This window comes from Winslowiella arboricola, from assembly GCF_025527015.1.
Classification (GTDB): Bacteria; Pseudomonadota; Gammaproteobacteria; order Enterobacterales; family Enterobacteriaceae; genus Erwinia; species Erwinia arboricola.
Genome location: NZ_JAODIM010000042.1, coordinates 363,831 through 389,871, shown reverse-complemented (window position 1 = coordinate 389,871; position 26,041 = coordinate 363,831). Strand labels below are relative to the sequence as shown.

Below are 26,041 nucleotides of genomic sequence, written 5' to 3'. Positions count from 1 at the left end.
AGATACTCTATGCTCCCTGCCCTGATTACTACCCGGATGCCATAACCCCTATGCCTGTTGTTGCCAAAAGAAAGAACGATCCTGAAGGACTCAAGAAACGCATTATTGCCGGCGCGCTTAAGGCTTTTGCGGAGTTTGGCATGCAGGGCGCACGGCTGGAGCAGATTGCGGAAAATGCTGAAACCACCAAACGCATGGTGGTGTATCACTTTGGCAATAAAGAAAAGCTGTATATCACGGTGCTGGAGCTGGTATATCAGCAGATTCGCCAGCATGAAACCGGACTGAATCTGTCGGCACTGCCGCCGGAAGAAGCGATGATTAAACTGGCAGAAGAGAGCTTTGATTACCACGCCACCCATCCCGACTTTATCCGCCTGGTGTGCAGCGAAAACCTGCTGCGCGGTCGCTATATCAGCCAGTCGGCACATATTCAGGCGCTGAATAAAAGCGCGCTGGATGTACTGGATGATATTTTAGCCCGCGGTCGCGCCGCGGGCCTGTTCAGCGAAAATGTGGAAACCATCGATGTCCACCGGCTGCTCAGCAGCATCTGTGTGCACTATGTTTCGAACCGCTACACCTTCAGTACCCTGTTTACCCGCAATACCAGCGACGAAGAGAACGCGAGCCGCAATCGCCGCTTAGCGGTGACCGCCACTCTGCGCTATATCCGCCGGGAATAAATTACGACCACGGCCAGAGTGGCAAATACAGATGAAGCATTTTAATAAACACCAGCCACGACAGCAGACTCATGCAACCGGCTATCAGCAGATTTTCCTTTAGCGTGATATCCCGGTTAGCCAGGCCGGCAATAAATGACATCACCAGCGTCGCCAGAAATAATCCCGCCCCGGTAAAAGGCAGAATTTTTCCCGTTCCGCCGATCAGTACCGCAAAACTGACCAGCGCCGCGACAATCAGCGCAATCTGCCGCCACGGCCAGCGGGTGGCGGCCGGTTGCTCAGCCGTCGGCGCGCAGAGCAGTGCGCGCAGGATTATCAGCACCGCCAGCAGCACCAGCAGGGCGCCAAGCAGTAGCGGGAAATAGCCGGAGCCTGGCTCCATCGCATCGCCTACGCCATATTCACGCGCTTTAAACAGATAAAACGTTCCCCAGCCCGCCAGAAACAGGCCAGCAAGCGCATTTTCTCTGCCTGACTGATTTAATCTGGCCAACGAATAGTCTCCTCTGCTACAGGCAGCGCCTGGTGATGAATCTGCTTCAGCGCGGCGCAATCGGCAGCGCCGAGCAGGGTCATGGCAGTGATCATTTCCTGTTCTGTTTCCTCCAGCCAGGCCGTAAGCAGCGCCTCGCCGCCAGCGGCGTAGGGATAGAGATAGCCCCGTCCGATAGCCACCAGATCGGCTCCCAGCGCCAGCGCTTTCACCACATCGCTACCGCTGGCGAAGCCGCCGTCGACAATAATGCGTGTCGCGCCACCCACCCGCCGCACCACCGGCGCCAGTAAATCGATGGCCGCAGGGCCATGATCCCACTGCCTGCCACCGTGGTTAGAAAGATAGATAGCAGCAACACCCGCCTCACAGGCTAATTGCGCATCGCGCTGATCCTGAATGCCTTTAACCATAAAGGGGATATCAGGGCACGCGGCGATCAGCTGCTGTAATCCCTGCCAGGTAAAATTGCGTCGAAATAGCGGTGGTATTTGCTGACTGCGTCGCGCAGCATGATTAGCGCTCGCCGCGTCCCGCCGCCGCACGGGAAACAGCGGCACATCCACTGTCAGGATCACCCCGCTATAGCCGCGCCGTTGTGCCGCGCGGCACTGCTCCTGCAACCACTGCGCATCGCCATTGATATACAGCTGAAACCAGCCGCAGTCACCGCCTTCGGCAACATGTTGTTCGGCGTCAGGCAGTGCCGAGCCGATGGCGTAAGCGATGCCGCGCCGCCGTGCTGCTGCTGCCACGCCGCTGGCAGCCTCCGGATGAATCAGATGCAGCGATCCCACCGGCGCTAATAGTAATGGCGTGCGCAGCTGATGCCCGAGAAAATCAACGCCGGTACTCACGGTACTGACATCGCGCAATACCCGCGGCGCCAGCGTCAGCGATTGCAGCGCCTGCTGATTTCGCCGCAGCACATTTTCCTGCTCCGCGCCGCCTGCCAGATAAGCAAATGTGCCTTCCGGCAGGCAGTGGCGCGCCGCGAGTTGATAGTCGCGCACCAGTGATTTCATACTGATGGCTGACCGGCGGGTTCAAGTGGAAACGCAGGGTCCGCGGCCCACTGCGCCAGAGAAGCGTCATAAATAGTGATCGCTTCCCAGCCCGCCAGCCGGGCGGCAAAAGCGTCGACACTGGCGGCGATACCGGCGCCGCAATAGGTAAGCAGCGGTTTATCGGCGATCGCCCCGGCCTGATAAAAGCGCTCACGCAGGCTGCTGGCCGCCAGAAAACGATGATCATCGCCGATCAGCGTATCCGCCGGGACGTTCAGCGCGCCGGGGATATGCCCACTGCGGCCATATTTCCCGGCTGCTTCGCCGCGATAGTGCTGAGGGCTGAGCGCATCGATAAGCGTGCTGTCGCTGGCGCCAATAGTCAGCTGCACGCGTTCAGCATCAACAAAGATCGGCTGCGGCTTAAGCGTCAGCTCTCCGGCACTGAGCGCTGACGGTGAGGCGTCCCCCTGCTCAAGGGGTCGTCCCTCCTTGCGCCATTTTTGTAAACCGCCGTTCAGTATCCGCGCGCGGTGAAAGCCAATAGATTGCAGCAGCCACCATACGCGGGTCGGCCAGCCATAGCCGTTCTGCGAATAGAGCACCACGGTGCTGCTGTCACTGACGCCAAGTCCGGTAAACACCCGCGTAATCTGCGCCAGCGTGGGTGAAATAAATTTATACGGTGACTGCAGATCGCTGAGCTGACTGGCCTGATCCAGCCAGCGCGCCGCGGGAATATGTCCGGCGCGAAAGCCCTGGCTGGCGGTGATCTCCGCCCCGCCGTTATCCGCAACATTACCGGCGGTCACATCAAATAACAGCACGTCCTGCGCGGCGGCCAGCTCTTCAGTTTCAATTAAAGGGTTAATCCGGGTCATTGCTTTTTCTCTCCACTATTGGCCAGCAGGGCACGCCACTGGGTAATGCTATTGCCAAGCTTCTGTTGAACGGCCTCCGGGCCACCGGTCAGCGGCTGGCCGCCCCATTTTTTAATCAGGCCCGCAATCGTGCCGCGGCGCTCAATCTCCGTCACCGCGCGCGTCAGCCGTTGTTTCGCCGCCGTCGGTATTCCCGCTGGCGCGAACAGCGCAAACCAGGTGGTGCCAGCAGGCGTCAGCGCCGGGTAACCCGCTTCACTGGCCGTCGGCACCGTCGGGAACAACGGCGAACGCTGCTGATCGATCAGTGCAATGGCGCGCAGCGTACCGGCATCGAGGTAAGGCTGGACAAAGGCGGCGGTCAGAAAGCCGAAATTAACTTCGCCGGACATCACCGCCAGCGCCTGAGCGCCGCCGCCTTTATATGGCACATGCACCAGCTGAGTATGGGTTTCACTCATCAGAAACTGGCCCATTAAATGCGCGGCAGTGCCGGGACCCACGCTGGCGTAAGTGACTTTGCGCGGGTGCTGACTGGCGTAATGAATAATATCTGACAGCGTTTTAAACTCACTGTCCGGGCGCACCACCAGCAGAAACGGCTGGGACATCAGCGGGCCGATCGGCTCAAGATCGCGCTGCGGATCAAAACTATCTCCCGGCGTCAGCGCTGCCTTGATAGCCATGCCATCACCGGCCACCACCAGCGTGTAACCATCACTGGCGGCATTGGCGGCATATTTACTGCCGATCGCGCCGCCAGCGCCGGGTTTCACTTCAACAATCACCGGAGTATCCAGCACTTTAGACAGCTCATCGGCATAAGCACGACCAAGCTGTTCAGTAACGCCGCCCTGAAACGGAATAATCAACGTAATCGGTTTAGCCGGATAGTCGTCAGCCACTGCCCCGGCCGCCACAAGCAGCGATAACCACGGCGCCAGCAGTAAAGAGAGGAGAAAGGTCTTCATTAATTGTCAGCCTTATCAGGGAACCAGGCTTCCGGCTGCGGGCCTGCGACGGTGACGCGATTCATAAAGCGTGGATAGTCGCCATAATCGTGGATGGCGAAATGCATGGTGCAGCGGTTATCCCAGATAAGCAGATCACCCGGCTGCCATTGATGGCGATAGCTCAGTGCAGGCTGACCAATATAATTGCGCAGCAGCTGGAAAATTGGCGCGCTGTCTTCACGGCTCAGCCCTTCGATATGCTCGGCATGGGCGCTGAGGTAAAAGACCGGTTTACCGGAAACCGGATGGCGGATCACCAGCGGATGGGCAAATCCCGGCAAATCGTCGCGACTTTCACCGGTGCGCACTTTTACCTGCCCGCGGTTGTAGTGCACCGCCTTCAGCGGCGCAATAAGCTTTTTCAGCCCCTCAGGCAGAAATTCGTAAGCCAGATACTGGCTGGTCCACATGGTATCGCCACCCAGTGGCGGAATATCCACCGCGCTTAAAAATGATAAATAAGGCGGATACTGATCGTAAGTGCTGTCAGCATGCCAGCGCTCGGAAATCGCCAGCGCCTTACCCTTATTGGCTATCGGTATCGCGAATTTCTGCCCCTCCAGCGGTTTGAGAAAATCGCCCAGCCACCCTTCGCCAAAATTCAGCGCCGCGCTTTCCAGCTCATCGGGCGTTAAATGCTGGCCGGGAATATGAATCACACCGTGCTCAGCAATTAGCGATTTCAGTTGTGACAGATCAGTTTCGCTCATTCTTTTAATATTAAAATTGGTAATGCGCTTACCTGTGACAGGCGTCAGAGATGTAATATCCATAATTCCCCCGGTAAAAATAAAATGTAAATTTATAATAAGAACCCATTAACAAATGGCAAACAACAAAAAATAAAAAGCAATGCAAAAATAACAACCATAAAATAACGCAAATAACGCCGCATACCGGTTATATAAATAACCGGTTAATGTTGTGTGCTACCCTGTGTTTCAGCCGTAATACGCTTTATTCAGACATGATATTGCGCTGTGGCACGCGCCCTCTGTTGTAAAAGCGGCAGTAAAATATCCAGTACCGGCGTCGCTATATTTGCCTGTCGCGCCAGCGCCTGCACGGTGAGCAACTGGGCGTCCAGTTCCAGCGGCCGGCCAGCCAGCAGATCCTGCAACATTGAGGGCGCATGCTGGCCGCCAGACAGCCCCGCCAGCAGCGATTCGCCCGGTTCCGTCAGCAGCACACCATATCCTCCGGCCACCGCCCGGGTCTCATCCAGCAACTGAATAAACAGTTCGCGCAGCGGTGCGCGCTGCAATACATCATGGGTAAAAGAGTGAGTCAGTGTGGTAAGCAACGAACTGGCGACATTGATGCGCAGCTTTTGCCAGATCTCATCACGGATGCGCGTGGTGGCAATTACCGGCAGCGCGGGTTCCAGCGCAGAGATAATCTGTTGCAGGCGTGGCGATAACGAATTATCCGGTTCGCCAAGATAATAGCGGCTATGCCCGCTATCGAGTTGTACCACTCCGGGTGCCACCACCGAACAGGGCGCGCGGATAACGCAACCGATGGTGCGCTGAATACCAATCTGGCGCGCTAACTGATGCTCTTCATCACGGAAATACCACCAGGGTATGCCGTTTTGCGCGAAGATCACCGAAGTCTCCGGCCCGAGCAATGACGCCAGTGCGGGCGCCGCCGCTGGCAGGCTGTGTGCTTTAACCGTGCAAATCACCAGATCCTGTGGCCCGAGGGCGGCGGCATCGTCAGTCGCCGTTACCGGGCAGAGCCACTCTTCAGCGGCGATCCGCAGGCGTAGCCCCTGGCTACGCATGGCGTCCAGATACGTGCCACGCGCCACCACGCTTACCGCTTTGCCTGCCCGCGACAGCTGAGCAGCAATCACCCCGCCCACCGCGCCAGCACCAAAAACCGCGATACGTTTCATTCTCGGCTCCTTATCGCCATGCAGTTACACCACCGCCTTCAGACCACCATCTACCGAGACCATCGCGCCGTTGATATAAGAGGCTAACGGGCTGGCGAGGAAGGCCACGGTATTCGCCACTTCCCATGGCGTGCCGTGGCGGCCAAACGGATGAGCGTCATTGTGCAGTTCCTCAGGCAGCGCGGACAGCGACAACAACCCCTCTCCGACGCGGGTTTGCTTATCAATCATTGCCGGATTAACCGCATTGATACGAACCCCTTTGCGGCCATAAGCCCCGGCGAGGCCGATGGTTGCCAGCATCAGCGCCGCATTGGCCGCCCCGCCGCTGATATGTTGCGGCCCCGGAATTTTACCACCGGTGCCAATAACATTGACGATGGCGCGCCGCGCCACCACGCCAGCAGCAACCGACGGATATTCACGCCAGTGGGCCAGTACCGCATCCTGCAAGGTGACACAGGGAAGAAATTTATGGTGGAAGCCGTTAAGCCACGCGTCAGCATCCAGCTGTTCGGCGGGATAGCGCGCGGCGCCCCCCGCGCAGTTGACCAGCACATCGATGTCATCCCAGCGGGCCAGCACCTGCACCAGCGCGGCGCGGCAAGCCTGCGGGCTGGTACAGTCAGCACTCAGTGTCAGCACGCGATCCGCCCAACGTTCCAGCCGCTGCTGCAGTTGCTGCAGTTTGTGGTTGTCACGCGCCAGCAGCGCCACCCTCGCCCCTTCCTGCAACATACGTTCGGCGACGGCGCTACCTATCGCCCCCGAGCCACCGCTGATCACCACCACGGCATTATCCAGATGCAAATTCATTCAGCGTCCTCGACAAAGATTTCAGCACGTTTACGGCGCACGCTGCCCAGGCAAATGGTACACAACAGCAGCAATGAACCCGCCAGCAGGGTTGCTGAAATCGGACGCTGCCACAGTACATCCCATTGACCGCCGGAAAGCGTCAGCGCGCGGCGCAGATACTCCTCCATCTGGCTACCGAGAATAAATCCCAGTAACAGCGGCGCGCCCTCAAAGCCCAGTCGCCGGGCGGCATAACCAAAGAAAATAAAACCGGCAAGCAGCCAGACCGAAAAACTGCTGCTGGCGATGCTGTAAATACCCACGGTGCAAAACAGCACAATGGCGGGGAAGATCCACTTATAGGGAATGGTCAGCAGTTTGACCCAGATATTTATCAGCGGAAAATTGAGCACCAACAGAAACAGATTGCCGATCCACATTGATGCCACCAGCGTCCAGAACAGGTCGCCATGCGTGGTAAGCATCTGCGGGCCTGGCTGGATATCATGAATCGAGAGAGCGGCAATCATCAGCGCCATTGTCGGCGTGGCGGGCAGCCCTAATGTCAGCATCGGGATAAAAGAGGTCTGCGCGCCAGCGTTATTGGCTGACTCCGGCCCTGCCACGCCTCGCAGGTTACCCTTGCCAAGCGGGATCTCCCCTTCTGCCAGCGGCATCTTTTTTTCGAAGGTATAGGCCGCGAACGATGCCAGCACCGCGCCGCCGCCGGGCAGAATCCCCAGCAGGCTGCCAAGCATCGACCCCCGAAACATCGCGGGAAAACTTTCGCGCAGCATCTGCCAGGAGAGTCGCAGTTTCGCCACCCGCGGCGGCGGTGTGGCTGCCTGCTGGTCACGGGTTTGCAGGTTCCAGATAATTTCACCAAAACCAAATAACGCCATCGCCACCACGGTAAAATCGATGCCATCCTCCAGCTCGAGAAAACCAAAGCTGTAGCGCACCACCCCGGTATTGACATCGCTGCCCACCAGTCCCAGCGTCATGCCAAAAATAATCATCGCCAGCGCTTTAAGCAGATCCCCTGACGACAGCGCCACAGAACCGATCATCCCCAGACACATCAAAGAGAAGTATTCCGCCGGACCGAAATAAAAAGCCACTTTCACCAGCTGCGGCGAGAAAGCGGCCAGTAACAAGGTGCCGACGCAACCTGCGAAAAACGAACCGATAGCGGCTACCGCCAGCGCGCGGCCAGCCTGATTGCGCTTTGTCAGCGCATGTCCGTCAAGCGCAGTGACTACCGATGAGGACTCGCCTGGCAGGTTAATCAGGATGGCGGTGGTCGATCCGCCATATTGCGCACCGTAGTAGATCCCGGCGAGCATAATCAGCCCGGTGGCCGGTGGCAGCGCATAAGTCGACGGCAACAGCATAGCGAGGGTCGCCACCGGCCCCAGTCCGGGAAGAACGCCGATCAGCGTACCGAGCAGACACCCGAGCAGGGCATAGCCAAGATTAGTTAATGACATAGCGGCGGCAAAGCCGAGTTCCAGGTGCGATAAAAATTCCATAAATTAATATTGCCCGTAATAGTTTTTTGTACTGTCGCTGCAATTATGGATATACAGTCGACCGGGAAAAAAGAAGGGCAAGTATAGGCATGCGATACGGCTAAGCAAAATACGCAAATTAAATAACCATAGCCTTGATATAGCTATTAAGGCGTATCTTATGCCGGCAGAAATATATCGATAGAATGTTAATAGATATTATTAATTAAATAAGCATATTGCAAACATGCAATTAGCCTGCTTTTCCGTTTCATTTTCTCAGATTAAATAACAGCATAATCTTCGTTATAGTCAGCGAAATACCAGACGATTATACCGGTAAATTAACGCAGAGTTCGATTATCACGTGGCCCTTCCGCCCGTAATCCCCTTCTTCACCACTGCCGCTTAACCAGCAGAAATGCAAATAGTCTACGCTTAAACCAAACGGTGGATTTCAGGACCACCTGTATAGCACTGCTCGTCAGGGCAATTCACAGACCTTAACAAAGGAAAGCAGTAGTGAAAGCAGAGGACGAACAATTTCCGCTCAGACAGACCCAATCTGTGCAGGGTGACACGCAATTATGGAACTGGGCGCAAAATGCCCCACTGGGCGCACGGCAAAACCTGTATATGCCTGCCAGCGAAGCCGAACTGCAACAGCGCGTTGCCAGCCATAACGGCAAAATACGCGTGATCGGCAGTCGTCTGGCGCCTGGCCGCATGCTGAATATCAGCGATGATCGCGATCTGCTGCTGGATCTCAGTCAGTTAAGTGGTCTGCTGGCGCAGTCGGATAACAGCGTCACCTTTGCCGCTGCCACCCCCCTGCACGAGGTCTATCAGACGCTGACCAGAATGGGCCGGATGCTGGCCTCGTCGCCCGGGGTGATCGATATTCAGACGCTGGCAGGCGCGATGGCGACCGGCACCCACGGCCAGGGATTGCAGCAGAGTTCCCTGGCGGATGAAGCGTTATCGATTCGCATGGTGCTGGCCGACGGCACTATCCGCGAATTCGACCGCCAGCATCCGTGGTTTGGCGCGGCTCAGGTGGCGCTGGGCGCGCTCGGCGTGGTGACCGCGGTCACGCTAAAAACCATCCCGTCGCAGATCTATACCTGCTTTAAAAATGCCGTTAGCGCCAGCACGCTGGAAAGCGATCTGTATGACTGGAACCAAAACTATGCCTTAAGCAAAGCCTGGTGGTTTGTCGATGACGATCAGATGCACGTCTGGTGTGCGCGTACAGCGACTGCCGACGAACAGCAGACGTATCAGCTTAATCTCGGCGAACTGGTTAAACAGCCGGACAGCGACAGCTCACTGAATAACACCATTGAGCAGACGCTGGAGCATATGCATAACGACACCCAGATCCGTGGCGAAGGCGGTAAACAGTTTAAAACCGTCACCCGTTTTAAAGATTTCTCGGATGTCACCGGCGATATCTATCAGGTTTTCTGCCGCGGGATTGCCGTACCGCAAATCAATGTCGAAATCGGCATTCCGCTGGCGCGCGCCGCTGAAGTGATTAGCAGGATAAAAAGCTGGTATGCCCGACATCACCCGCATATGCACTATCCCATAATCCTGCGCTGCACCGGCCCGTCCACGGCCTGGCTGAGCCCGGCATACCAGCAAGCCACCTGCTTCTTTGGCTTTGTGGTCTATTACGCCGATGACGGCACGCTGTCAGAGGAAGGCTGCCATTTCCTCAGGGAAGTGGAAAAACTGCTGGCGCAGGCAGGCGGACGCCCGCACTGGGGGAAATATTACCATCAGCCGCTGTATCAGTGGCAGCAGGTCTATCCGCAGTGGAATGCCTTTCGTGATGTACGGCGCCAGCTTGATCCCAGCGGTAAATTCAGCAACCACTATCTTGCCCAACTTTTTGACTGACTTATCTTACCAGGGGGACACGCTATGTCAGCATGGATCACACTACTGACTCAGCCCGACTATCTGACGGGCGTGCAGACGCTGCACAAATCTCTGCGCCAGAGTAAAACCGCTTATCCGCTGCTGGTGATGGTGACAGAAAATATCGCTCCGGCAATTTGCGCGCAGCTAAAAGAGGACGGCTGCGAGGTGGTTGCCGTCGCGCCACTGAATCCGCATCCTGATCTGACGCACCATTATGCTTCCGCGCAGTTCGTCGAGGTGTGGACAAAGCTGCGCGCCTGGCAGTTAACCGATTATCAGCGGCTGGTCTTTCTCGATGCGGATATGCTGGTGGTACAGAATATGGATGAGCTGATGACGCTCGAACTGCCGGAAGACGGCATCGCCGCCTGTCACGCCTGCCGCTGCAATCCAAACAGCATCGCCAGCTACCCGAAAAGCTGGGTGCCGGAAAACTGCTTCTATAGCTGGCAGGATCGCCAGCAACCGGCGCCCGCACAACTCGATGCCTATTTTAATGCCGGTTTTCTGGTGCTGACGCCGGACGCGGAGGTATTCAGTGCGCTGGAAAGCCGTATCGCTGCGATTGACGATCTGTCCCGTTATCAGTTTTCTGAACAGGATTTGCTGAATGAGCACTTTCACGGACGCTGGAAAGCATTACCCTATATCTATAATGCGCTGAAGACGCTGTCAGTGCAGCACGCGGCAACCTGGGATATAACGCAGGTGAAAAATATTCATTATATCCTCGCCAAACCCTGGCAGCGTGACTGGCAGCAACCGGCGGCGCAACGCGACCGTTATTATGCCCTCGACGAATTATGGCAGCAGATTGCCGGTCAGGAATTACCTCAGAAAAGGAACACGTGATGCGTATTGGATTTATCGGTCTCGGATCAATGGGCCAGCCAATGGCGGAAAACCTGCTTCAGGCCCACTACTCCCTGAACGTCTGGAACCGCTCTGCCGCACCGGCAGAAGCGCTGGAAAAACTGGGGGCTACCGTCTGCGAGTCTCCGGCGGAAGCGGCGCAGTGTGATGTGCTGATCAGCATGCTGGCGGACGATGCGATTACCCGCCAGGTGATTGTCGGCCATGGCGCACTGGAGTCACTGGGTGATGGCGCTATCTGGATCAATATGGCGACGGTTTCCGTCGACTTTACCCATGAGATGCAGACCCATGCGGCGGCCAACGGCGTAAGTTATCTGGCGGCGCCGGTACTGGGGCGCAACGATGTGGCGGCTGCCGGTAAGCTGAATATTCTTACTGCTGGCGACAAAGCGCTGATTGCCCGTGTGCAGCCGATTTTCGATATTCTCGGCCAGCAAACCTGGTATTTTGGCAGCGAGCCGAGCCAGGCGGTGACCGCCAAGCTGGCAGCAAATTTTATGCTGGGCAGCGCCATTGAGGCGATGGCGGAAGCCTCGGCGCTGGTGCGCGCGCACGGTATTCCGGCTGCAGATTTTCTTGGCATGCTCACCAGCACGCTGTTTAACGCCCCGGCGTATAAAGGCTATGGCGAGTTAATCGCGCAGGAGCGCTACTCGCCACCGGGGTTTAAACTGCGTCTGGGGTTAAAGGATATCCGTCTGGCGCAACAGGCCGCCGAGGCGAAAAACGTGCCGATGCCGTTTGCCAGCGTGATCCGCGATAACTGCGTCGATGCACTGGCGCATAATGAAGGTGATCTGGAGTGGGCAGCACTGGCGAAGGTCGCGGCGCGGCGTAGCGGACTGAAATAATCCGCCCCGGGCGGTGAGAACGCCGTCATCAATATCGTGCAAATCCGCGACCCGGGCGGCGAGAACGCCGCCCCTACAGGCGATTTGTTGCAGGGGCGGCGTTCTCGCCGCCCGGGGGCTATATTGGTGCAGGAATGATATTATCGCCGCCCACAGATGATTAAACCTTAATCCAGCGGCGTTCCACGGCGGACACCGCAATGGCTTCCAGCACTTTCGACACCTGCAAACCTTCGGCAAAATCCGGCCACATCCGATCGCCAGCGGCGATGCCGTTAATCAGATCGCGAATTTCGACGGTTTTCTGATCGTTAAAACCGATGCCGTGCCCGGCGGAAATGCAGAAAGCGGCATAATCCGGGTGCGCAGGCCCGGTCAGAATGGTTTTAAACCCCTGACGCCCGGCCGGATCATCATGCAGATACAGCTCCAGCTCCGCCATCCGCTCCTGGGTATAGCGCAAAGCGCCTTTGGTGCCGGTCACCACATAGGTCAGCCCCATTTTACTACCGCAGGCGATACGTGAGGTTTCAACCACGCCATGCGCCCCCTGGGCAAAGCGCAGCAAGGCGCTGGCCTGATCTTCATTTTCTACCGGCAGTAAACGCGTGGCATCTTTGGGATCCGGGCGCTGTCTGATTACCGTCAGCATATCGCCGCTGACTTCTTCAATATCACCGACCAGATAGTGCGCCATATTAACGATATGCGCCGCCAGATCACCCAGAGCGCCCAGCCCGGCCAGCGCTTTCTGGCAGTGCCAGTCGAGCGGCGTTTGCGGATTCGCCAGGTAATCTTCATTGTGCGTGCCGTAGAAATGCACCACTTCGCCAATCTCGCCGCGCGCAATAATCTCACGCGCCAGCTGGCTGGTCGGGTTCTTCATATAGTTGAAGCCCACCAGCGTTTTCACCCCGGCCTGCTGCGCGGCGCGGGTCATCTCTTCGGCATCGGCTACCGACAGCGCCAGCGGCTTCTCGGAATAGACATGTTTGCCATGGCGAATCGCTTCCAGCGCCATCTCTTTATGCAGAAAATTGGGCGCGCAGATATCCACCACATCAATATTGGGATCGCTCACCAGTTCACGCCAGTCGCCGGTAGCACGGCTGAAGCCAAATTCATCCGCTTTGCTGCGCGCCAGCTCCGGCGTGACCTCTGCCAGCATCTCGCGCACAATTTCACCTTTCAGCTTAAATACGGTGGATGCCTGGGCATAGGCGATGGCGTGACAACGTCCGATATAACCCGTACCAATAAGTCCGATTCTTACCTTTTTCATGCCGGTTTCCTGTGCGCAGATGAACGATTTATTTGGAATGTATATTTCAAAATAAGCGTACACAATCAGGAAATGAAATAAATGTGATCATTTTGCAGAATGAAGGCAGTTAAGATGCAACGCTGCCGTTGGGTTGCATAACAGCAGCGATAAAGATCACAGTATTTTCACCAAGCCGATGGTTTTCTCAATCACCATCAGAATCAGTACCGCAATCACAATAAAAATCACCGAGATAGCATTCACCGTCGGATCAAAGGTCTGGTCGACATAGTTAAAGATGCGCACCGGAACGCTGATGGTGTCTGGCGCACTGAGAAACAGACTGACGGAGACTTCACCGAAGGAGATTAGTTCGAATATAAACGTCGATATATCTGCACAAACACCCCTTTTTGAGAGTGAATATTACCGACCGTAACCTCATCCTTAGTCGCATGACTTTCCCAGCATTCGGCTTCTACATCACATGATGCCTGGAGTTCATACCCCTCTGCTTTTAAGTAATTCCTGATATCCTGAGTTTCAGCAACACCATAAAACTTCACGGTAAAAACATTAGCTTCCGTGCCTGTAATCCTGCCGAACTCAAATTCATAATCGCCTGATATTCTGGGCATTTTTTTTAACAATTCTGGAGTGTAATATTCATACGCCCGTTTATCTTGCTCGGAATAATATGCGCTGCTGGCAAACTCCATCCTCACATACGGCCAGCCAATGGCCAGCGCAATACCAGCGATGACAATCACACCAATCAGGACGGCGATAGCTTTCCTCATAATCCCATCCTGCCGTTGCCGGCACCAAGTATCACAAACGACCCGTCATGCTGCGGTAAGATTACGTTCCCGGACAGAAAATCGTTATAGGGAACAACCGTCCGCATGAACGGTGGTAGCAGCCCTTTACGAGGCCTTGAGTGCGGGAATTTTTCCGGGTCGGGGAACAGCAGCGGCAGGAACGTCTCGTTTTTCCAGCTGCCGATCTCACCGTAGTAGTCCCAGCGCTTCAGAGCTTCGGCCTTGCTCACCGGCCGGAGTAACCCAAAGGGTGACGTCATCCCCTGTGAATACCTGATATCATAAAACTCCTTGCCCGATGATTCACCCTGCGCCATCAGCCCCAGAAGAGTACGAATATCCGTCCCCTGTGCGTGGCCCAGATCCACCCAGCCAAGCACCTCCGTGTAAACTATCCCGTATTTAGCTGTGCTTGCATCCCTACCATCAATAATGTCTGATCGCTTACTCATCCTGAGTATCCCGTCCCGTATTGTTTCACTGCGGCTTAATTTACCATATCCCCCCTTAACCGTGAAAAGATGCTGCTACGGCGTCACTTCCGTCAGTTTGCATAGCGAGAGCGATAAAGATCACAGTATTTTCACCAGGCCGATGGTTTTCTCAATCACCATCAGAATCAGTACCGCAATCACAATAAAAATCACCGAGATAGCATTCACCGTCGGATCAAAGGTCTGGTCGACATAGTTAAAGATGCGCACCGGAACGCTGATGGTGTCTGGCGCACTGAGAAACAGACTGACGGAGACTTCACCAAAAGAGGTTACAGCGGCAAATACCGCCCCGGCCAGCATACCGGGCTTGATCAGCGGCAAAGTGACATGGCGGAAGGTATACCAGCGTCCGGCGCCAAGGCTCATCGCCACCGCTTCCAGCCGCCGATCCATCGCCGCCAGGCTGACGCTAACCGTGCGCACCACATACGGCAGCGCCACCACAATATGACCAATCACCAGGCCACTGATCATGCCGGCAATCCCGGCGGCGGTCAGCACATACAGCAGCGCAATGCCCAGTACTACCTGCGGGATCATCAGCGGAGACAAAATAAACGCCTGCAACGCTTCGCGATAGCGAAACTCCAGCCGCGCCAGCGCCCAGGCGGCAAAGGTGCCAAGCACCACCGTTACCGGCGTCACCACCAGCAACAGAATGACGCTGATATTCAGCGATTCGCGCCAGCCTGCGTCATCCAGCAGCGCACTGAACCAGCGCAGGGAAAAGCCCTGCGGCGGAAATTGCGGGTATGCCTCGGGGCTGAACGCCGACAGCACAATCACCAGCACCGGCAGTGCCAGAAAAGCGTAAACCGCGATGCCTGCCAGCGTCACCAGCCAGTATCCCGCACGTAACCAGCCGCGACCATCAGTGACCATGATTTTTCTTCTCCCAGCGTTTAAGAAAACCGCCGCAGATCCCGGCGACTGCCAGCGTCATCACCAGCAGCGTCAGCGACAGCGCCGCCGCCAGCGGCAGGTTGGCGATCTGCATCGCTTGTTGATAAATGGCGATCGGCAGTAACGGTTGCAGACGACCACCAATTAACAGCGGCGTAATATAACTGCCTGCCGCCAGTGAAAAGACGATAATAAAACCGGTCAGCATCCCGGGCAGCGTCAGCGGCAACACCACCCGGCGAAAAGTTTGTACCGGCGTGGCGCCCAGGCTCATCGCCGCCAGACGCAGCGACGGCGCAATCTCATTTAATGAGGTGATTAACGGCAGCACCGCAAACGGCAGCATCACCTGCACATAAGCAATCACCACCGCATTCATATTCCATAACAGGCTGAGCGGCTGCGGGATCAGGCCGGTAGCCAGCAGAAAGCCATTAATCAGACCGTTTTGCGCCAGCAACACAATCCAGGCAAAGGTGCGGATCACCACGCTGGTTAACAGCGGCGAGATTAGGATGATATACAGCAACGTGCGCCAGCTGCGTCGTTTCATCGTCACCAGCAGCCAGGCAGCCGGCCACGCCAGCAGCACGGCGATCGCTGCCGTCAGCAGCGACACCCACAGGGTAGTCCACAGCGCATACCAATAGTGCCGCTCGCCAAACACCGTCAGGTATTGGGCAAAACTGTAGCCTGGCAATGGATTAAGCAGGCTGTCGACCCTGGTCAGGCTCTGATCAAACAGCAACAGCAGCGGCACCAGCAGAAACAACACTAAAAACAGCAGGCATGGCAGCAGCATCAGCCATGGAAAGGCGTTCTGCCGCAGTCCCGCCCTCAGGCGACTCATAGCGCCGCCCCTGCCGCAGGCAGCACAATCACATCTTCCGTGCGCCATGTCAGCAGCAGCGTTTCGCCCACCGCAGGCAACTGCCGGAAATGCTGCTCCGCAGGCTGGACCCGCAGCTCGCCGCCGCCGGGTAACTGGCATAACAGCCGCAGGGTCGATCCGGCAAAACTGACCTCTTTAAGTACCGCAATAGTGCTGTTAACCGTCTCCGCGGGTTGCTCTTGCGCGATGCGAATCCGTTCCGGCCTGACAATCAGCAATGTGGCGTGCGAATTAAACTGCGCGGCGGCCAGCAGCAGCGGTTGTGCGTCAGCGCTGAAATGTTCGCTGGCAATATAGCGGCCCCGGCTGCTGTCGGCGGTCACCTGAAACAGATTCGCCTGGCCGACAAACTCGGCGACAAAGCGATTTTCCGGCATCCGGTACAGCTGCGGCGGCGTACCCACCTGCTGCAACTGCCCCTGACCGAGAATGCCGATGCGATCTGACAGCGTCAGCGCCTCTTCCTGATCATGGGTAACCAGCACGGTGGTAATGCCGACGCGTTTTTGCAGTGCGCGTAGCTCATCCTGCATCTCCTTGCGCAGACGGGCATCCAGATTCGACAACGGTTCATCCAGCAGCAAGACCTGTGGCTCTATCGCCAGCGCACGGGCAATCGCCACCCGCTGCTGCTGGCCGCCGGAGAGCTGATGCGGCATCCGTGTCGCCAGCCCCTCCAGCCGCACCTGTTTTAACGCTTCCTGCACCCGACGTCGCTGCTCATCGCGCTTCACTTTGCGCACCTTCAGTCCGAAGGCGACGTTTTCCCCGACGCTAAGATGGGGAAACAGCGCATAGTTTTGAAATACCATGCCGATATTGCGCCGGTATGGCGGTAAAGCGGTCACATCCTGACCGCCAATCAACACCCTGCCCTTATCCGCCGCCAGAAAACCGGCAATGATATTCAGCAGCGTGGTTTTGCCGCAGCCGCTCGGTCCCAGCAGGGAGAAAAACTCCCCCTGCTTAATCTCTACAGAGACGCCATCCAGCGCGCGGTGTTGCGCAAAATTACGCTCAACCGCTTCAATAACCACTGAACTCATTGCGCTCCTCCCAGCGCCTGGCTCCAGCGACGAGTCCAGTCCGCCAGCTGTGGCGTGGCGCTGGCGTAATCGATCCAGATCAGCTTGCTGTACGCCTCTTCGCCGACTTTGACCTGCTGCTTCATACTGTCGTTATACTGCACATCTTTATTGGTCATGCCGTACAGCGACTTGTCGGCGAAAGATTTCTGCACCTCCGCGCTGGAGAGCGCATTAACCACTTTGTACGCATTAGCCAGATTCGGCGCGCCTTTCGGGATCACCCAGTTTGCCGCGCCGACTACCGGACCATCGGACGGATAGACAAAATCAACTTTCATCCCCTGCTGCTTTAGCGCGAACACGCGACCATCCCAGTACGGCACGATCCAGGCGTCGCCTCTTTCCAGTAAGGTCTGAATCGCTCCCGGGCTGTCAGGGAATGCCACCGCATTGCCACGCAGCTGTTGCAGCTTAGCAAAGGCTTTATCCACATCCGCCGGTTTGTTCAGCTCGCCACCTGTCGCATGCACCAGTCCGGCAAAGAATTGCAGTCCGGCGGCGTAAGTTGGTGAAGAGATCGCCACATGGCCCTTATATTCCGGCTTCCATAAATCAAGCCAGCTTTTCGGCGGATTGGCGACTAAATCGGTGCGGTATGCCAGCCCCAGCTGCCCGAGGCTAAAGGCGGCGGCATAAGTCTGGTTATCGGTGACAAAACGCGTCTGCACGCTGCGATAGAGTTTATCGAGATTCGGGATATCCTTTGCTTCCAGCGGTTGCAGCAAGCCCGCCGCCTGCGCGCGCTGCACGGTATCGGGCTGGAATACCACGATATCGTACGGTGAACGCCGCCCTTTTGCCGCCCGCAGCTTGGCGAACCACTCCGCATCGGCGCCGGGCACCACCGTCAGTTTGATATGGTTATCTTTGGCAAACTGTTCCAGCCCGGATGCACGGATATTTTTCTCCCAGTCGCCGCCGTAAACGCCCACTACGACCGCGTCGGTCGCTGCTGGTGTGGTTGCGCCACTGGCGACGCTGCTGAATAAAATGGCTGATAAGGCGGAAAGCACTACCCCTCGGCTGATTGTGGTGCGCATAGTGAGTTATCTCCTGGCGATGATGGGTTAACAGTGAAAAGATGCTGTTCCAGCGTGGCGACAGCCTCAGCAAAATAGTGGCGAGCAGTCTCAGTGGTGGTATGGGTTTCCCGTGGAAAAGCGTGCGGTAACTGGCTTAGCGCAGCAGCAAACGCCTGCTGGCGATAACGCCGCCGTTCGGCGCTGGTCAGCGGATAGAGCAGCTGATTGAGACGGGTCAGCAGCGCGGGGTCAAATACCGCCTGCCAGTTTTCCCGTGCGCTTCCCAGCGACGACGGCGTAGTGCGCTGCTGACGCAATAGCGCGCTGGCGGCCAGATCGACGCCCTGCGCAGTAATCACCACGCCATACTGCTGCGCCGCGGCATCAGTGCTGATTAGCTGATTATCCACATCACGTTTTACCGCTGCCGGATCGCGCAGGAAAGGGTCGCCCCAGCCGCCGCCGCCCGGAGTTTGCAATAGCAGCTCATCACCGGCTTTAACGCTCAGCAGATCGATTTTGCCCTGCTGCCTGCCGCCGTTATCGGCGGGGTTGAGCGTCATGCGGGTGGGTTTGCCCGGCAGGCCGCCGTTGACACCCCATGGCTGGAACAGCATGCGTTCCATGCCGCGCGCCAGCAGCGTGGTGTCATCCTGCAAAATACGGATATGAATCTGCTGCCCCATCCCGCCGCGCCACTGCCCGGCACCTGCGGAGTCCGCGCGCAGAGCATATTGCAGAATCTGAATCCGGGTTTCGGCTTCCACCATCTCCACCGGATTATTGGCGAGGTTGGAAATACTGTTATCGCGTCCGTCGATGCCGTCACGGCCAAAACGCCCGCCGCCGCCGCCGACCATCGGCTCAATCACCTGCACATTTTGCTCCCGGCCACCGCGTGCGGTTTCGGCCACTACCAGCGGAATAATGGTGCCGCCGCTGGCAGCGGGCATCACCTCCGGTAACGCCTGACCCAGCAGGCCATTCAGCAGATCGTTGACGCGTACCGCAGTGGCGTGCCTGACGCCTACCGCCGCCGGAAACTGCGGATTTACCAGCGATCCGACCGGCGCAAACAGCGAGATGGGTTGCAGTAAACCGGCATTCAGCGGCACGCTCTTGTCCAGCGTGCAGACCAGCGCCAGCACTCGCAGCGTCAGCCAGGCATGCGGATCGCCATGACTGGGAATATTAATCGCCGCCGCCACCTGCGCATCGCTGCCGGTGAAATCGAGATGTACGCGGCCATCGGTAAAGGTGGCGCTCAGTGCCAGCCGCACCGGCAATCCGCTGCCTGCCTCATCATCAAGATAATCTTCAAACTGGTAAGTGCCGTCGGGGATCTGCCGTAATACCTGACGGGCGCGCAGCGCCGCATACTCCTGCAGATCCTGTTGCGCCTGCGTCACCCCGGCCACCCCATGCTGAGCAACAATCTTTTGCAGGCGCTGACGCCCGGCACTCAGCGCCGCCAGCATCGCCTGGATATCGCCGGCATTGGCATCCGGCGTGCGGCTGTTAGCGGCGAGGATGCGCATCACATCCTGATTCAGCACCCCGCCCTGCACCAGTTTTACCGGCGGAATTTGCAGACCTTCCTGCCAGATATCGCTGTTGGTCGGCGAAATGCTGCTCGGCACACGGCCACCGACATCGGAGGCGTGTAAAAATGCCCAGCCCCAGGCGACAATCTCGCCGTCAATAAACCACGGCTCCAGCACCTGCAAATCGGGAAGATGCGTTGCCAGGCCGCGTGAGCGCCAGGGATCGTTGGTAAGAATCACATCGCCCGGCTGTAACTCACCGACCGCCTGCATGGTGGTCAGCGAATTGAGGCCGACAAATCCCGATACGCCAATACCGCGCGGATACGCGAAGAACTTGCCCTGATGGTCAGCAATCGCGCAGCAAAAGTCGGCAGTCTCTTTGACATACAGCGTGCGCCCGGTGCGTTGCAGGATATGGCACATCTCTTCAGTCAGCGCCGTCAGTTTGTGATTAAGGATTTCCAGCGTTATCGCATCCAGCTTCATAAGGTTTCTTCCTGCGGCTGACGGCTGATAAGCAGATTGCCCGCACTGTCCAGGCGCGCCTGCCAGCCGGGTAAAATCAGCGTGGTGGTGTCGTCCTGTTCAACGATTGCCGGTCCGTTTAGCCGGTCTTCAAACTGAATGGACGCACGTTGCCAGACGTCGGCCTGCTGCCAGCGCTGATCAATATAGAGGGGACGTTGCCTGTGGGCTGTGGCGCGATCCGGCGTAAAAGGCTTCTCTTCTGGTCGCGGCAATACTGCGGTAAGCGACAGACGCAATGTGGTTAACTCCACTGCCGCATCGGCATTGCTGAAACCGTAGCGTTGCTGATGCAACTGCTGAAAACGGGATAGCAGATTCGCCAGACTGATCTCTTCGGCACTCTCCAGCGTAACGCTCAGCTCATAAGCCTGCCCGCTGTAGCGCATATCCGCTTCAACCCGCGTGCGCGCTGCGCTGCTCAACGCGGCGGCCTGCTGGCGGAACCACTGCTGCGCCAGATGATTAAGTTCATCGACAGTGTATGTAATCCGGCCAAAGCTGGCGGCATTAACCGTAACCCGCAGGCTGCGCACAAAATCGCGCCGGATATCGGCGGTAATCGCGCCCTGCGCGCAGAACGTGCCGGGGCGTAAAGGCACCAGGATGCGGTCGATGCCAGCCTCGCTGGCAAACAGATTGGCATGCGTCGGTCCGGCGCCGCCAAACGGAATCAGCGTCAGCGAATCAGCCGTCACGCCGCGCTGCGCAAGGGCTTTATTCAGTTCGGTCGCCATTTGCGTGGTGGCGACAGCAAGCGCGCCACTGGCGACCTGCTCTGCCGCATCATTGCCGGTAATACCCAGTTGCTGCGCCAGGCCGTTAAGCGCGGCACGCGCGGCCTTGATATCGAGTGGAATAGTGCCCGCCAGCAAAGCATCAGCCGGTAAAATACCGCTGACCAGATAGCAATCGGTAATGGTTGGCGCGCTGCCGCCGCGGTTATATGCCACCGGCCCTGGATCGGCGCCCGCGCTCTCCGGCCCCACTTTTAAAATGCCGTATTCATCAACATGGATAATCGAGCCGCCGCCAGCGCCAATCGCCGACACCCCGACCACCGGCAAGATCAGCGGCAGACCGCCGATATCGGTTCGGTTGACACGTTCCACTTCGCCATCGGCTGAAAGAGAAATATCACTACTGGTGCCGCCCATATCAAATGAGACGTAGCCGCCACTGCCACGGCTGGATGCCAGATGCGCCGCCGCAATCACGCCGGAAGCCGGACCGGATAACAGCGTATCGACCGGACGCTGACGCGCCGAGGCCAGCGGCAGCACACCGCCGTTAGAGGCGGTAATCAGTAACGGCGCGCTGATTGCCTGCTGCTCCAGCAGACTATTGAGGCGGCTAAAATAGTGCTGCATCAGTGGCTGGATATAAGCATTCAGACCGGCCACCAGCGTGCGTTCATATTCGCGGATTTCCGGCCACAGTTGTGCCGATGAGAGCACCGGAATATCGGTCAGCTGGTCGCTAATCAGCGTCGCCAGTTCAGCTTCGCGATCAGGATTGCTGTAACCATTGATTGTCACCAGCGCCACCGCACTGATATCCAGCGCAGTGATCTCTGCTGCCAGTCGGGTGAGTGCGGTTTCATCGGGCCACTGCACTACGCTGCCTGCCGGACTAAAGCGAGCGGCAACTTCCAGCACCCGTTGTCGTGGCAAAAACGGCGGCTCGCGATCGGCATGAAAATCAAAAGAGGACGGCATACGCGCGCGGGCAATTTCCAGCACATCGCGGAATCCTTCGCTGATCACCAGCGCGATGTTCGCCCCGCGACGCTGAATAATGGCGTTAAGCCCCAGCGTGGTGCCATGCAGCAACAGCGAGAGCGCGCTGGCCGCCAGCTGACTTTTCGCCAGCAGCGTCAGCAGGCCATCGCTGACCGCCAGCGCCGGATCCTGCGGCGTGCTGGGCTGTTTATGGAAGAAATAGCGCTGACGTTGCGGATCAAACAGGACAAAATCAGTAAAGGTTCCGCCGACATCCACTCCTACAGTGACCCCGGTTTCGGCAATGTTATTCACCTTATTTCTCCTGATTTAGTCGTAAGTTGCGAAAATAATTGATGAAAACTGCTGATAATCTTCCCTGGTTACCACGACAATACGAATAACAAATATCACTATCCTTTGCCGGAAAACGCATTAGCCCGGCGTATTGCTGCTGAGCAGCTATCGATGGGTAAAATCCATCTAAGCCATCACTCCGCGATGCTTTATTTTGAGCAAAACCCACAGGAGAAAACTGATGCCTGCACCGCTTAACCCACAGGAACACGCACTGCTGCCATTAATTGAGCAGTGGATTGAGACACAGCAAGAGCAACTGGTTAGCGAGCTGGCCGACTGGATTGCGATTCCCAGCGTCAGCCGCGCCGATCTGGCGCAACCTGGCGCGCCCTTCGGCCCGGAATGCGCGCGCATTCTGCAACATGTGCTGGCGCTGGCCGAAGGCGCAGGACTGCGGACGGAAAATCATCAGGGTTATGCCGGATCGGTGGTTTACGGCGATCATCAGCGCGATATCGGACTGATCAGCCATCTGGATGTGGTGCCTGCTGGTGATAACTGGACTTATCCGCCCTTTGCGCTGACGCGCCGCGATGAGTATTTAATTGGCCGTGGCGTGGCAGACAATAAAGGTCCGGCGATTATGGATCTTTATCTGCTGAAGCTGGTGCGTGATCTGGCCATTCCGCTGCATCACAATCTGCGTATTGTTTATGGTCTGGCGGAAGAGACCAATATGGCCGATATCGCCTGGTACGCTGAGCATGGTCCGCGCCATGAGATTTCGATTGTTACCGATGGTCGCTTTCCGGTGAATTATGCGCAAAAGGGGCAGCTGACCTTTAATCTTGAAGTGGCTGATGCCGGGTTGCTGTCAGGTTTGCAGGCCGGCACCGCCAGCAACAGCGTGCCGGAGTTTGCCCGGCTTGCACTGACCGGCGCCGATTATCCGCGGCTCAGGGATAAAATCGCCGCGCTACAGGGCCTGGCCGCCGGAAAAGTGACGCTTATCGACAGCGCGGACAGGCTGATTTTACAGGCGCGCGGTAATGGCGGACATGCCGCCTTCCCCGACGGCACCCTGAGTGCGGCATGCGTGCTGCTGAGCGCGTTACAGGAGCTGGAGATACTCTCTGCAGCTGAACAGCAGCTTGCCAGCCAGCTGGAACGGCTGTTCTCTTCCGCTTACGGCGAAACGGCTGGCGTCGGTATCGAAGACCGTGAGTCAGGAAAATTAACCCTCAACGCTGGCGTCTGGCAGCGCAGTCAGTCCGGCGCGCTGACCATCACCTGCGATATCCGCTATCCGGTCTCGTATCGCGGTGCGCAGATTGTCGAGCGGCTACAGCAGCAGCTGGCCGATAGCGGGATTCAGCTTGCCAGCCAGTGGCGCGATGTACCGCCATTCTTTCTGCCGGAAGAGCATGAGGTTATCCAGTTATTACAGCAGAGCTGGAATGATGTCAGCGGGCGCGACGATCGTCCTTATGCAATGGGCGGCGTAACCCATTCCAAAGTGCTGCCCAACGCGATTACCTTTGGTCCGGGATATGCGCGTGATGCCAGCAACAGCGCCGATTTTCTGCCGCCAGGGCATGGTCTGCCCCATGGCGCCGATGAGGTGATTCACCTGCCTTCACTGCTGGCCGCGTTGCCGCACTATGTGATTGCGCTAATCCGGCTGGATAACTATTTGCTGCAGAAACGTGCAAATTAACGCCACTGGCTGGTGAATCGCTGCTTTATTCGGCAGTCAGCAGCATCAGGTGAAAACAGGCTTTGACAACCCAGGGCGCCCTCGATATCATGCGCCCCGTTCCAACGATTCCTCTGTAGTTCAGTCGGTAGAACGGCGGACTGTTAATCCGTATGTCACTGGTTCGAGTCCAGTCAGAGGAGCCAAATTCTTGTTTTCATGCCGCTTTGCGAATCCCTATGTGATTCAGATTCAATAAGTTAGCGTGAAAAATCTTCCCGATGCATTTTCAGTTTACCCTCCGCATCGGGAGAATTTGGTGGTCAGATTTGGGGTCAAGTTGGTTCGATGACGGAGTGACCCCCACATGTCTCTTAACGACTCAAAAATCCGCAATTTAAAACCATCCGAAAAACCCTTCAAAGTCTCCGACTCTCATGGTCTATACCTTTTGGTCAATCCAGGCGGTTCGCGTCTCTGGTATCTCAAATATCGCATCAATAGAAAGGAATCACGCCTCGGCTTAGGTGCCTACCCTGATGTCTCTCTGGCTGATGCTCGTCAGCAACGTGATGGTATCCGCAAGTTGCTGGCGCAGAATATAAATCCAGCACAACAGCGCTCTGCTGAAAGAACCACTTCCTCACCAGAAAAAACCTTCAAGCATGTGGCATTGGAGTGGCATAAAAGCAACCGCTCATGGTCAGAGAACCATGCCGCCCGTCTGCTTGCCAGCATGAACAATCATATCTTCCCGAAAATTGGACACTTGCCAGTCACAGAACTGAAAACTCGCCACTTCATCGATCTGCTGAAAGGGATTGAGAAAAAAGGTTTGCTGGAAGTGGCGGCTCGTACCCGGCAGCATATGTGCAACATCATGCGTCATGCCGTACATCAGGAATTAATAGAGCACAACCCGGCGGCCAATCTGGACGGCATTATCGCTCCGCCCGTTAAACGCCACTACCCTGCCCTTCCGCTGGAGAAACTACCGGAACTGTTGACTCGCATTGAAGACTACCAGCAAGGGCGAGAATTAACCCGTTTGGCAGTATCACTTACTCTGCATCTGTTCATCCGTTCCAGTGAGTTACGCTTTGCCCGTTGGTCTGAGATCGATTTTAGAAACAAAATCTGGACCATTCCTGCTACCCGTGAAGCCATCCCTGGTGTGCGTTATTCTGGGCGTGGTGCCAAAATGCGCACGCCACATATCGTTCCCCTCTCTCGTCAGTCCATCACTATTTTGAAACAAATACGGGCTATATCCGGGCATCAGGAACTGATATTCCCCGGTGACCATAATCCGTATAAACCAATGTGCGAAAACACGATTAACAAGGCGCTGCGCTTGATGGGTTATAACACAAAAGATGAAATCTGCGGCCACGGATTCCGCACAATGGCCTGTAGTGCCCTGATGGAATCAGGCCTATGGTCGCAGGATGTGGTTGAACGTCAGATGAGCCATCAAGAACGTAATAGCGTGCGTGCAGCTTATATCCACAAAGCAGAATATCTCTATGCCCGAAAAGCAATGATGCAATGGTGGTCAGATTATCTGGATACTAACCGAGAAATATATGTTGCACCTTACATTTACGCCCAAGAGTAAAAGATGGCTTGAGCTGCCAAATCGGTAATTCTTTTAAAAGCAGATCTTGGTAAAAAATATCTGCTTTCTTTGGCCGTCCACACAGGCTGGATACACTCTTTTTACAATGTTTTTCATACTCCACATACACAATGTATGGCATATCCCCATGCCTGTGTTAAGTGCGGCTAAAACAGGCTATCCCAGTGTCCTGACTTTG

Annotated in this window: 24 protein-coding genes and 1 tRNA gene; 7 read left to right on the top strand and 18 right to left on the bottom strand. The window is 56.6% G+C overall.

The annotated features are described in order from the left end of the window. Nucleotides 1–50 precede the first annotated feature (50 nt). A complete protein-coding gene (locus N5923_RS16145; RefSeq protein WP_267141889.1) occupies nt 51–686 on the top strand; it encodes a TetR family transcriptional regulator in 636 nt (211 codons plus the stop codon). Nucleotide 687: 1 nt separating this feature from the next. On the opposite strand, the gene N5923_RS16140 is transcribed toward N5923_RS16145, so the two are convergent. The 8 genes from N5923_RS16140 to N5923_RS16105 form a co-directional block, all read right to left on the bottom strand. After that, on the bottom strand, nt 688–1,182 hold the full coding sequence (locus N5923_RS16140; RefSeq protein ID WP_267141888.1) for a tripartite tricarboxylate transporter TctB family protein: 495 nt from the start codon (nt 1,180–1,182) through the stop codon (nt 688–690). Continuing rightward, nucleotides 1,170–2,207 carry an alpha-hydroxy acid oxidase gene (locus N5923_RS16135; protein WP_267141887.1) on the bottom strand — a complete coding sequence of 346 codons (1,038 nt, stop codon included), beginning with the start codon at nt 2,205–2,207 and terminating at the stop codon, nt 1,170–1,172. The genes N5923_RS16140 and N5923_RS16135 overlap by 13 nt, the downstream gene beginning before the upstream one ends. Next, nucleotides 2,204–3,070 (bottom strand): sulfurtransferase, encoded by an 867-nt coding sequence (locus N5923_RS16130; RefSeq protein WP_267141886.1) that lies wholly within the window; start codon nt 3,068–3,070, stop codon nt 2,204–2,206. Before N5923_RS16130 ends, N5923_RS16135 begins: the two co-directional genes overlap by 4 nt. Beyond that, nucleotides 3,067–4,041: a Bug family tripartite tricarboxylate transporter substrate binding protein gene (locus N5923_RS16125; protein WP_267141885.1), complete on the bottom strand. Its 975-nt coding sequence runs from the start codon at nt 4,039–4,041 to the stop codon at nt 3,067–3,069. Before N5923_RS16125 ends, N5923_RS16130 begins: the two co-directional genes overlap by 4 nt. Next, nucleotides 4,041–4,856 carry a TauD/TfdA dioxygenase family protein gene (locus N5923_RS16120; RefSeq protein WP_267141884.1) on the bottom strand — a complete coding sequence of 272 codons (816 nt, stop codon included), beginning with the start codon at nt 4,854–4,856 and terminating at the stop codon, nt 4,041–4,043. Before N5923_RS16120 ends, N5923_RS16125 begins: the two co-directional genes overlap by 1 nt. Nucleotides 4,857–5,044: 188 nt before the next feature. Beyond that, nucleotides 5,045–5,983, bottom strand: a complete 939-nt coding sequence (locus tag N5923_RS16115) for a ketopantoate reductase family protein (RefSeq protein ID WP_267141883.1) — start codon at nt 5,981–5,983, stop codon at nt 5,045–5,047. Between the two features lie 24 nt (nt 5,984–6,007). Next, entirely contained in the window at nt 6,008–6,799 is a 792-nt protein-coding gene (locus tag N5923_RS16110) for an SDR family NAD(P)-dependent oxidoreductase (protein ID WP_267141882.1), read from the bottom strand. Next, complete coding sequence (locus N5923_RS16105; protein WP_267141881.1) at nt 6,796–8,313, bottom strand: tripartite tricarboxylate transporter permease; 1,518 nt, start codon at nt 8,311–8,313, stop codon at nt 6,796–6,798. Before N5923_RS16105 ends, N5923_RS16110 begins: the two co-directional genes overlap by 4 nt. A 501-nt stretch (nt 8,314–8,814) precedes the next feature. Between N5923_RS16105 and N5923_RS16100 the strand changes: the two genes are divergently transcribed. The 3 genes from N5923_RS16100 to N5923_RS16090 are packed head-to-tail and all read left to right on the top strand — an operon-like array spanning nt 8,815 to nt 11,948. After that, nucleotides 8,815–10,197: a D-arabinono-1,4-lactone oxidase gene (locus tag N5923_RS16100; protein WP_267141880.1), complete on the top strand. Its 1,383-nt coding sequence runs from the start codon at nt 8,815–8,817 to the stop codon at nt 10,195–10,197. A gap of 24 nt (nt 10,198–10,221) precedes the next feature. After that, nucleotides 10,222–11,073 (top strand): glycosyltransferase family 8 protein, encoded by an 852-nt coding sequence (locus N5923_RS16095; protein ID WP_267141879.1) that lies wholly within the window; start codon nt 10,222–10,224, stop codon nt 11,071–11,073. After that, entirely contained in the window at nt 11,073–11,948 is an 876-nt protein-coding gene (locus N5923_RS16090) for an NAD(P)-dependent oxidoreductase (protein WP_267141878.1), read from the top strand. Before N5923_RS16095 ends, N5923_RS16090 begins: the two co-directional genes overlap by 1 nt. 160 nt (nt 11,949–12,108) lie before the next feature. Here the strand turns inward: N5923_RS16090 and N5923_RS16085 are convergent, their stop codons facing one another. From N5923_RS16085 to N5923_RS16040, 10 genes are all read right to left on the bottom strand, one after another. After that, nucleotides 12,109–13,230 (bottom strand): Gfo/Idh/MocA family protein, encoded by a 1,122-nt coding sequence (locus tag N5923_RS16085; protein WP_267143735.1) that lies wholly within the window; start codon nt 13,228–13,230, stop codon nt 12,109–12,111. A gap of 156 nt (nt 13,231–13,386) precedes the next feature. After that, complete coding sequence (locus N5923_RS16080; RefSeq protein WP_267143734.1) at nt 13,387–13,518, bottom strand: hypothetical protein; 132 nt, start codon at nt 13,516–13,518, stop codon at nt 13,387–13,389. A 62-nt stretch (nt 13,519–13,580) separates the two neighbouring features. Then, entirely contained in the window at nt 13,581–14,012 is a 432-nt protein-coding gene (locus tag N5923_RS16075) for a hypothetical protein (RefSeq protein WP_267143733.1), read from the bottom strand. After that, nucleotides 14,009–14,485: a hypothetical protein gene (locus N5923_RS16070; RefSeq protein ID WP_267143732.1), complete on the bottom strand. Its 477-nt coding sequence runs from the start codon at nt 14,483–14,485 to the stop codon at nt 14,009–14,011. The genes N5923_RS16075 and N5923_RS16070 overlap by 4 nt, the downstream gene beginning before the upstream one ends. A 120-nt stretch (nt 14,486–14,605) precedes the next feature. After that, entirely contained in the window at nt 14,606–15,412 is an 807-nt protein-coding gene (locus N5923_RS16065) for an ABC transporter permease (protein ID WP_267143731.1), read from the bottom strand. Then, a complete protein-coding gene (locus tag N5923_RS16060) occupies nt 15,402–16,283 on the bottom strand; it encodes an ABC transporter permease (protein WP_267143730.1) in 882 nt (293 codons plus the stop codon). The genes N5923_RS16065 and N5923_RS16060 overlap by 11 nt, the downstream gene beginning before the upstream one ends. Further along, on the bottom strand, nt 16,280–17,371 hold the full coding sequence (locus N5923_RS16055; protein ID WP_267143729.1) for an ABC transporter ATP-binding protein: 1,092 nt from the start codon (nt 17,369–17,371) through the stop codon (nt 16,280–16,282). Before N5923_RS16055 ends, N5923_RS16060 begins: the two co-directional genes overlap by 4 nt. Beyond that, a complete protein-coding gene (locus N5923_RS16050) occupies nt 17,368–18,453 on the bottom strand; it encodes an ABC transporter substrate-binding protein (protein ID WP_267143728.1) in 1,086 nt (361 codons plus the stop codon). The genes N5923_RS16055 and N5923_RS16050 overlap by 4 nt, the downstream gene beginning before the upstream one ends. Then, nucleotides 18,426–20,468, bottom strand: coding sequence for a hydantoinase B/oxoprolinase family protein (locus N5923_RS16045; RefSeq protein ID WP_267143727.1), 2,043 nt, complete (start codon nt 20,466–20,468; stop codon nt 18,426–18,428). Before N5923_RS16045 ends, N5923_RS16050 begins: the two co-directional genes overlap by 28 nt. After that, nucleotides 20,465–22,543 (bottom strand): hydantoinase/oxoprolinase family protein, encoded by a 2,079-nt coding sequence (locus N5923_RS16040; RefSeq protein WP_267143726.1) that lies wholly within the window; start codon nt 22,541–22,543, stop codon nt 20,465–20,467. The genes N5923_RS16045 and N5923_RS16040 overlap by 4 nt, the downstream gene beginning before the upstream one ends. Nucleotides 22,544–22,766: 223 nt before the next feature. Here N5923_RS16040 and N5923_RS16035 point away from each other — a divergent pair, with 223 nt between their 5' ends. From N5923_RS16035 to N5923_RS16025, 3 genes are all read left to right on the top strand, one after another. Then, on the top strand, nt 22,767–24,245 hold the full coding sequence (locus tag N5923_RS16035) for a Sapep family Mn(2+)-dependent dipeptidase (RefSeq protein WP_267143725.1): 1,479 nt from the start codon (nt 22,767–22,769) through the stop codon (nt 24,243–24,245). A gap of 109 nt (nt 24,246–24,354) precedes the next feature. Next, a tRNA-Asn gene (locus tag N5923_RS16030) sits at nt 24,355–24,430 on the top strand. A 161-nt stretch (nt 24,431–24,591) separates the two neighbouring features. Then, nucleotides 24,592–25,842 carry a tyrosine-type recombinase/integrase gene (locus N5923_RS16025; protein ID WP_267143724.1) on the top strand — a complete coding sequence of 417 codons (1,251 nt, stop codon included), beginning with the start codon at nt 24,592–24,594 and terminating at the stop codon, nt 25,840–25,842. The last annotated feature ends 199 nt before the right edge of the window (nt 25,843–26,041 follow it).